Annotated in this window: 4 protein-coding genes and 1 pseudogene; 2 read left to right on the top strand and 3 right to left on the bottom strand. The window is 44.0% G+C overall.

The genetic code is table 11. The features are described 5' to 3' along the window. Positions 1 to 421 precede the first annotated feature (421 nt). Complete coding sequence (gene acs / locus P5683_RS22435) at positions 422 to 2,389, bottom strand: acetate--CoA ligase (protein ID WP_006669802.1); 1,968 nt, start codon at positions 2,387 to 2,389, stop codon at positions 422 to 424. Positions 2,390 to 2,547: 158 nt separating this feature from the next. Between acs and P5683_RS22430 the strand changes: the two genes are divergently transcribed. After that, a complete protein-coding gene (locus P5683_RS22430) occupies positions 2,548 to 3,027 on the top strand; it encodes a GNAT family N-acetyltransferase (protein ID WP_006623871.1) in 480 nt (159 codons plus the stop codon). Positions 3,028 to 3,249: 222 nt separating this feature from the next. On the opposite strand, the gene P5683_RS22425 is transcribed toward P5683_RS22430, so the two are convergent. Both P5683_RS22425 and P5683_RS22420 read right to left on the bottom strand, forming a co-directional pair. Continuing rightward, complete coding sequence (locus P5683_RS22425) at positions 3,250 to 4,257, bottom strand: ATP-binding protein (protein WP_006623870.1); 1,008 nt, start codon at positions 4,255 to 4,257, stop codon at positions 3,250 to 3,252. Further along, positions 4,242 to 5,018, bottom strand: coding sequence for a hypothetical protein (locus tag P5683_RS22420; RefSeq protein ID WP_006623869.1), 777 nt, complete (start codon positions 5,016 to 5,018; stop codon positions 4,242 to 4,244). The genes P5683_RS22425 and P5683_RS22420 overlap by 16 nt, the downstream gene beginning before the upstream one ends. Before the next feature lie 174 nt (positions 5,019 to 5,192). Between P5683_RS22420 and P5683_RS22415 the strand changes: the two are divergent. Then, positions 5,193 to 5,471: pseudogene (locus P5683_RS22415) on the top strand (MerR family DNA-binding transcriptional regulator); the annotation flags it as partial.

Genomic DNA, 5,471 nt, shown 5'->3' with positions numbered 1-5,471 from the left:
CTGTACCTTATTGTCCTAAGATATAAAGCAAATCTTGGATTAAATTCTTGCTCTCCCCAGATGACCTGAAATATTGACGAAAAAATCAAATATTAAGAAATGTTAAAAATTTCGCTTTTTGGGGGTAGGGGCTTGACTTTTGGGGTGCTTGACAGTATACTCGTATCATAATAGGAATATTTGCAATTTTTAAAAATTAGATTATATTTCCATTATCTAACTTGATACTAATATCGTAGCAAAATTTCGGCTTCCTGTCAACCCCTGCGGCGGGGCGGATTTTGATGTTGACGAAAAAATCAAAAATGCGATCGGGTGCGTCAGAGCAATTAATTAATGATTTCCCGATGGGGGAAACTGACGCACCAAAGTTGTGGCTAAAAAAATCCCGCCTCAATTAAGGAGGGAGGGAATTGCTCAACTAAGCGCCACCGCGCAACTTTTCGAGAACGGTGCGATCTTGGAGAGTGGAAGTATCCCCAGAAATCTCCTGGCCGGAAGCAAGCGATCGCAATAAACGTCGCATAATTTTACCGGAACGAGTCTTAGGCAAATCATCAGAAAAGCGAATTTCTCCGGGACGAGCCAAAGCGCCAATTTCATTAACAACGTGCTGCTTCAACTCTTTTTCCAAGGCTTCATCAGGTTGGCGATCGCCTTCGAGAGTAACAAAAGCCACAATTTCCTCACCCTTAACCTCATCAGGACGGCCAACCACAGCCGCCTCAGCGACAGCGGGATGAGAAACCAAAGCGGACTCAACCTCCATAGTCCCCAAGCGATGACCGGAAACATTAATCACATCATCAACGCGGCCCATCACCCAGAAATAGCCATCCTCATCTTTATGAGCGCCATCACCAGCGAAGTAGACATAATCGCCATTTTTAGGTCGTAAATACTCCCAATAAGTACGACGGAAGCGATCGGGGTCGCCATAAACAGTCCGCATCATACCCGGCCAGGGGTGACGCACCACCAAATACCCCCCAGAATTATTAGTAACAGGTTCGCCTTCGGTATCAACCACATCAGCAATAATTCCAGGGAAAGGCAAAGTAGCGGAACCCGGCTTAGTAGGAGTCGCACCGGGAAGAGGAGTAATCATAAAACCCCCGGTTTCGGTTTGCCACCAAGTATCAACAATGGGACATTTTCCGTGACCAATGACGCGGTTATACCAAATCCAGGCTTCTGGGTTAATGGGTTCTCCGACGGTCCCCAAAATCCGCAAGGAAGACAAATCACGAGCATTAGGGTGTCTTTCACCCATTTTCATCAAAGCTCGAATAGCAGTAGGAGCAGTATAGAAAATAGTGACCCCATACTTTTCTACCACATCCCACAGACAACCGGGATTAGAAGCACGGGGAGCCCCTTCATACATCAAAGTTGTGGCCCCATTGGACAAAGGCCCATAGACAATATAACTATGGCCAGTAATCCAACCCACATCAGCGGTACACCAGTAAACATCAGTATCCTGTAAATCAAAAGCCCACTGATTAGTAATGTGACTGTAAAGATTATAGCCACCAGTAGTGTGTACAACTCCCTTGGGTTTACCAGTAGTCCCGCTAGTGTAAAGGATAAACAGCATATCCTCACTATCCATTTCTTCGGCGGGACATTGCCCGGAAGCATTTTGTTGCAAGTCATGCCACCAGTGGTCCCGTCCGGGTTCCATCTGGATTTTTTGCTGAGTGCGCTGTACGACCAAAACGTTATCAACACTAGGCGCACCAGCTTGTAAAGCCTTATCTACCTGTTCTTTTAGGGGTACGATCGCATCTTTGCGCCAACCACCATCAGCAGTAATCACCAATTTAGCTTGGGCATCTTCCAGGCGGTCTTTTAAAGCCTCGGCACTAAAACCGCCAAAAATGACGGTATGGGGTGCGCCAATTCTGGCACAAGCCAACATAGCGATCGCCGCCTCTGGTATCATGGGCATATAAATCCCAACGCGATCGCCTTTTTTGACTCCCAACTGTTTAATCACGTTAGCCATTTGGCAAACTTCCCGATGTAGTTGGGAATAAGTCAGGGTGCGAGAGTCTCCCGGTTCGCCTTCCCAAATTAAAGCGGCTTTATTTTTGCGCCAGGTAGTCAAATGGCGATCGAGGCAATTATAGGAAATATTAATTTTGCCCCCCACAAACCACTTAGCAAAAGGTGGCTGCCAGTCCAGCACCTGATCCCATTTTTTAAACCAGTGCAACTCATTTTCGGCTAATTCTGCCCAAAAGGCTTCCGGGTTAGCTTTGGCTTTCTCGTAGAGTTCCCGGTACTCTTCCATGCTCTTAATCCGGGCCTGTTTGGAGAAGTCCTCGGACGGATGAAATAACCGTTTCTCGTGTAAAATTGATTCGATTGTCGGTTGTGACATGGTGTTATGGTAACTTTAATTACAAAGTGAAGCCATTATAACCATTTTAGGCCTAGATTAAACTCTAAGAATCTTTACTTTTTTTGAGCAGACTGCTAACTAGCTAACTCCTCCCCATGTCGAACCGATTAAAATCAGTTGTCAACTTCTAAGTAACTATGCCTGCTCAACTAATTATCCGTCCTGCTACTGTTGATGATGTTCCGGTCATTTGGGCTTTAATTAAGGCTTTGGCTGAATATGAAAAACTCTCCCACCAAGTCACTGGAGATCTGGAAACCTTGAAACAGCATCTATTTGGCGATCGGCCAATGGCTGAGGTCATTATCGCTGAATGGGAGCAAAAAACCGTAGGCTTTGCTCTGTTTTTTCATAACTTTTCCACGTTCTTGACTCAACCCGGCATTCATTTAGAAGACCTATTTGTTATGCCTGAATATCGAGGTTTAGGCATTGGGAAAGCCTTGATCCAACAGGTCGCTCAAGTAGCCCTAGAACGTCGGTATGGGCGCTTAGAGTGGACTGTCCTCGACTGGAATCAATCGGCGATCGCATTTTACCAACATATAGGAGCCACAATACTACCTGAATGGCGCATTTGTCGAGTAGTGGACTATCAACGCTTACTGCAACAATAACAATGAGATTTGTAAATTTATTGTTAAGTTTTGTAACAAAAAAAATTTGCCGATGGGAAGCTGTGGGGGTTGCTTTTCCGGTCGGCTTGTGGTATCATTTTAGATAATGGGAATAGTCGCAATTTTATTTAACAAGGCAAGATTTTCATTATAAAATCATATATCAAAATAGTACCATGATATTTCGGAGGTTGTCAACCCCCTATCTTTTGGTAATTAATATCATGGTTCTTGATAGAGAGGAATAGTAAAAGTCACAGTTGATCCTAAGCCTTCCCCCAAACTGTAAAACTTAACCTTACCTCCCATAGCTTGAACCAGCTTTTGAGAAATAACTAAACCGAGTCCCGTCCCCCCATATTGCTTAGTGTAACCACTATCAACCTGAGAAAAAGCGTGGAATAATCTATCTTGCTTTTCAATGGGAACACCAATACCAGTATCCACAACTCTAAACTCCACAAATCCCGGAAATTTTTGATTTTGAATCATCACATTTTTCCGAATAATTCCTATGCTAATATTAATGCCGCCTTTGTGAGTAAATTTAATCGCATTTTCCAGGAAATTTAGAATCACTTGTAAGATGCGCTGATAGTTGCCATAAACAATAATTTGACTATTGACAGCTTCTGGTTGAATAGTAAATTTCAAATTTTTTTGTTCAACTTGAGGTCGAATAAAATGTTCGATTTCTCCGATAACTTCATCAACTTTGACCAAGGCGAGTTCAATATCCATTTTACCCGCTTCAATTTTGGCAATATCTAAAACATCATTAATTAAATTCAGGAGATGAATAGCTGCTTGATGTGCTTGTTCGATAAATTCCCGTTCTTCCTCTGGGTCATCAGCCATACCATCTAAGACTAACTGAAGGAAGCCGATCATACCGTTAAGGGGAGTTCGGAGTTCGTGGGAAGTATTGGCGAGGAACTCACTTTTGAGACGAGAAAGAGCGATCGCTTCTAGTCTAGCTTCTTCTAACTCCTGATAAAGGGTAGCATGGGCGATCGCGGTTCCCACATGAGTAGCCAACTCCCGGACAAAATCTATTTCCGCCGCCGTCCACTGGCGAGTGCGATCGCATTGATGAAGGAAAATCAAAGAATTAGGCTGATCTTGATAAGCAGTAGCAACAACCATCAACGAATAGCGTTGATAGGGGTCATTTTCAGGGGAACTGCGCTCAATGATAATCGGTTCTAAAGTGGCTAAGGCTTGAGCCAACCCAATTCCGACTCACTCGATAGATTTAAACCCAACATCATGGGGACATCTTGTTGGCGGTACTCAGCCACCACTTGGGTAGACTTATCAGAGGTGCTGCGATAGGGACAGATAATACAGCGACTGACACCAAGAACCTGACCCAAGCCGTTAACAGTTTGTTGCCAAATCTCTTTTAAATCCAGAGTGCGGCGAATTTTTTGAGTAATTTGGCTGATAATAGTTTGATAAATTTGAGAAGTGGGGGGAACGCTGCGGCAAAGGGTTCCGGCAATTTGAACCAGCATTTTTTGCTGGATATCAAAATTAGATGGTAAGGCGCGGTAGGCAATCAGTTCTTGATTAGGGTTAAGATTCAGTTGAGAATTTTCCAGTAGTCGCCCCATCACCAGAACATGGGTAGCAGTGCCGTTAGATTTTAATATGGGACTGACAATCAGTTCTAGGGGAAAATAGTATTCTTCATAACAAAATGGATAACTGAAGCGCTCTGGTATTAAGCTGGTGATCATCCGGTGGATTCTTTCTTGATAGGGTCCGAGTACCAGAGGCTTAAATGTATCTGCCATATTAGTTCCCGTGATTTTGTCCACAGGAAGGGGATGGCGATCGCATTGTCGCCAAGAAAATAGTAGATACTCCCCCGATTGATTCTGAATAAAAACTAGATCGGCATCCAAACCGGGTAAAAGGTTCCCAAAGCCTGATAATGGTAGCTGAGAACTGTTATCAGATACATTTAACCCGGAAAAATCTTGCATTAGCCGGAAGTTTCTGAGTATTGCAAAATCTGGAATAATTTAATTATCCCAGATGTGGATCTATCTTTCTATCTGCTAGAAACAGAATCTTGAAAGAGCATGATTTAATCACAAATTCGGTTAATATTTTAGGGCAATACGGTATAATAAGCGAGAAGGGTTGAGGATAAACCTATTGCCAGATATGTCAAACCCAAGGAAGCCGCCCAAATCCTTGGAGTCCATGAAAGAACACTCCGCAGATGGGACTCCAATGGCTCAATCGAGACCATCAGAACCCCCGCTGGGCAACGACGATACAACGTTGAGTGATATACTGCCAAATCAGGCAGTGACAAACGCAAAGTCGTTATCTATGCCAGAGTTAGTAGCCGCGCCCAGCAGTCCGACCTCAACCGACAGGTGGCCGCACTGTCCAACCTCTACCCCGAAGCAGAAGTCGTCTCAGAAATC

Origin of the sequence: Limnospira sp. PMC 1279.21, assembly GCF_032349615.1 — a bacterium.
In the GTDB taxonomy this organism is placed as follows: Bacteria; Cyanobacteriota; Cyanobacteriia; order Cyanobacteriales; family Microcoleaceae; genus Limnospira; species Limnospira fusiformis.
The sequence above is the reverse complement of the archived record's forward strand: the minus strand, read 5'-3'. Positions and strand labels throughout refer to the sequence as shown.

Excerpts from the sequence above, each read along its gene's own strand:
- acs (WP_006669802.1), bottom strand. The coding sequence starts at position 2,389 with ATGTCACAACCGACAATCGAATCAATTTTACACGAGAAACGGTTATTT.
- P5683_RS22430 (WP_006623871.1), top strand. The coding sequence starts at position 2,548 with ATGCCTGCTCAACTAATTATCCGTCCTGCTACTGTTGATGATGTTCCG.
- P5683_RS22420 (WP_006623869.1), bottom strand. The coding sequence starts at position 5,018 with ATGCAAGATTTTTCCGGGTTAAATGTATCTGATAACAGTTCTCAGCTA.